This window comes from Chitinophaga sp. S165, from assembly GCF_003182155.1.
Lineage (GTDB): Bacteria > Bacteroidota > Bacteroidia > Chitinophagales > Chitinophagaceae > Chitinophaga.
In genome coordinates, this window is sequence record NZ_QGTG01000026.1 from 1 (window position 1) to 2,454 (window position 2,454).

4 protein-coding genes are annotated in these 2,454 nt (G+C 40.4%); 1 reads left to right on the forward strand and 3 read right to left on the reverse strand.

What is annotated here, in order from left to right:
- Positions 1–140, forward strand: a 140-nt coding sequence (locus C7475_RS32640) for a transposase (RefSeq protein ID WP_146217731.1), incomplete at its 5' end; no start/stop codon positions are given.
- 20 nt (positions 141–160) lie between these two features.
- Here C7475_RS32640 and C7475_RS32645 read toward each other — a convergent pair.
- The 3 genes from C7475_RS32645 to C7475_RS32655 form a co-directional block, all read right to left on the reverse strand.
- A complete protein-coding gene (locus tag C7475_RS32645) occupies positions 161–1,522 on the reverse strand; it encodes a recombinase family protein (RefSeq protein WP_110057637.1) in 1,362 nt (453 codons plus the stop codon).
- Entirely contained in the window at positions 1,519–1,740 is a 222-nt protein-coding gene (locus C7475_RS32650) for a hypothetical protein (protein ID WP_146217732.1), read from the reverse strand. Before C7475_RS32650 ends, C7475_RS32645 begins: the two co-directional genes overlap by 4 nt.
- An 83-nt stretch (positions 1,741–1,823) precedes the next feature.
- Positions 1,824–2,057 carry a hypothetical protein gene (locus tag C7475_RS32655; RefSeq protein ID WP_110057639.1) on the reverse strand — a complete coding sequence of 78 codons (234 nt, stop codon included), beginning with the start codon at positions 2,055–2,057 and terminating at the stop codon, positions 1,824–1,826.
- Between the last annotated feature and the right edge of the window lie 397 nt (positions 2,058–2,454).

Sequence of the window (2,454 nt, forward strand, 5' to 3'; positions counted from 1 at the left end):
TCCTGAACTTCTTTGATAATCGGGCCACCAATGCTGCTGCCGAATCCTTCAATGCAAAGATTAAAGCCTTTAGAAATGCCTTACGAGGAGTGAGATATGTCGAATTTTTCCTTTACAGACTTGCTAAAATCTATGCTTAAGATCAGAATCCCCCAAGTTTTCAACTTGATCCGGCATAATTTATAATCTCATCGACACATTTGTCAAGGTTCGACACCTCATTTCCCATTTTTGCCAATTCATCTGCGATTGCCTTACGCTCTCCAATAAGTTTTGTAGTGAACTCCTCATATAAATCCCGAGTTATCTCTTCATTGGCGTGACGTTCTCTTAGACGCTTTATCTTTTTGTCGACCTCTCCCATTCTTTCCTCCAACATCTTTTCCTTATCCCGGCTTTCCTGAACGTGTTGGTTGTAAGTAGCGATCACCTGCATTTTTATAAGCCGTCGGTAATCCTCATTTACATCCAGGGTAAAACCTACCAGTAATTCCCTGAATGTTTCATGAAGACTATCTGCCCGTTTGTTGCATTTGCAACCGGGCGTATTACACTTGTAGTAGTACTTCTGGTTCTTATAAGCCTTATAGCCTCTCAGGTAGCTGCCACATTCGTCACATTTCAGGAAACGTTTTAACGGGATAATATCATTCTCTGATTGAACCGTATAACCCTGATGATGATTAGACAGGATACCATTTACTTTGAGAAACAACTCCCTGGATACTGCTTTCTCCTGGATACCCTCAATTACATTGCCCTCTAATGCCTTATGTACAATCAGTCCACAGTAAAATGGATTTCTTAATATATCGGACAGTCGTTGTTTTGTAAGATGCAAGCCTAAAGCCAACAATCGTATTCTGACATCCTCATTAGTTCCCCCAGTAGCCTTCCATTGAAACCCCTTCCCTATCAACTTGCCGGTTTTATTCAGCACGTAAGTCTTCTTCCCATCGCGTCTGACTATATCGTATCCCATAGGCGGTGGGGCGCACCAGATACCCATTAGCAACTTCTCTCTCACTCCCGCCATACATTTTTCACGTCTCAGCTGATTATCGTATTCACTAAATATGAATTGAATATTCTGCTGCAATGCACCACTGGCTGTTGAGGCATCTGTAGGCTGCGTGACCGCATAGACTATTATACCCTGCTTTTTAAGCTGATCAGCAATATACATGGCGTTTGTACCCGAACGGCTGAATCGGTCGACGCTATACACAATAATATGGGCTATCTTCTCTTTGCTCTTCTTCACAAAAGCCAACATCTTATTAAATTCCCGGCGCTCGTCAGTCCTGGCACTTTCATAGGTTCCACCAAAATATCCTTTAATGTTTAAGCCGCCTTTGGTAGCATATTGTTCACAGCCTTTACGCTGAGTACCCAAACTCATATTGTTGTCAGCCTGCTCTTTGGTCGAGACGCGGGTATAAATAACACAGTTGTTATTACGCGCCGCCTGCGCTTTCTTTCCTTTGGCAAAAGAATCAAAAAGGGATAATCCTGGGTTCATGCAATTTTCTTTTCGTATTTAATATTGGGTAAGTCAATTATTTTAATGGGAGAACTTCGCTGGCTGCATATTGTCAGCCCTATTGTTGTAAATGTCTTGATTGTGTTTATTAGTTCTTCTGCCTGAGATGTGGAGTAGTCCTTAAAGCTGCTTAGAGCTTTCACATCTTCAACAGTTATGTCCTGGCTTCTTTCTGGCATAATCTGAGATACCTTCATGTGCAATGAGTTAAAATGACAATGGAATAAAAAAGGAATGAGTATACACTGCATACTCATTCCTGTCAATCAGAATTGCTGGCTTATTCACATTCTTCATCATCCTCGTCATCATCAGTGTTGTCTGCTATCAGATCTTCAATTTGATGAATGACTTCCCGGTCTTGCTTCGTATATTGCAGTTCCAGTGTAATCGTATCTGCGTCTTCATCGACCTCCATAATTGTATGGTTCAAATCATGTTCACTGATCAATGCACAGACTTCCAACATAGCAGCAGATGGCACATCAAATTGTTCGCTGGTTAACTTTGTCATATTATTACGGTTTAATAATATCAAAACTACAACCACGCAAAAAGCTACTTTCCCCCTTTTGTTCACTTTGTGCCTAATATGTCCAATAAATCCCAAAATAGCTACAAAAGGCTCACTTTTCGACAGATGGGAAACTATCAAAATCGCGGACAATACTAGTCAGGTTCCAGTTGGCAACGAGTCAAGAACTAATTGGCGATTATCAAATCCTATTTAACCGCATTTAAACACACGTTAAAATAATATCACCTAGTCACAAACAAGAACATTAACTAAAGGAACATTATAATACTGACAAAGCACGTAATAATTCGGTTCTCGGCGTTCCAGAATGACATCAATAAAAAGGTATCTTTGTTTTGATTTATTCTTGCTTCTTCCAGTAGTGGGGTAATAA

Coding starts and splice junctions, on each gene's coding strand:
- C7475_RS32645 (WP_110057637.1), bottom strand. CDS start 1,522: ATGAACCCAGGATTATCCCTTTTTGATTCTTTTGCCAAAGGAAAGAAA.
- C7475_RS32650 (WP_146217732.1), bottom strand. CDS start 1,740: ATGAAGGTATCTCAGATTATGCCAGAAAGAAGCCAGGACATAACTGTT.
- C7475_RS32655 (WP_110057639.1), bottom strand. CDS start 2,057: ATGACAAAGTTAACCAGCGAACAATTTGATGTGCCATCTGCTGCTATG.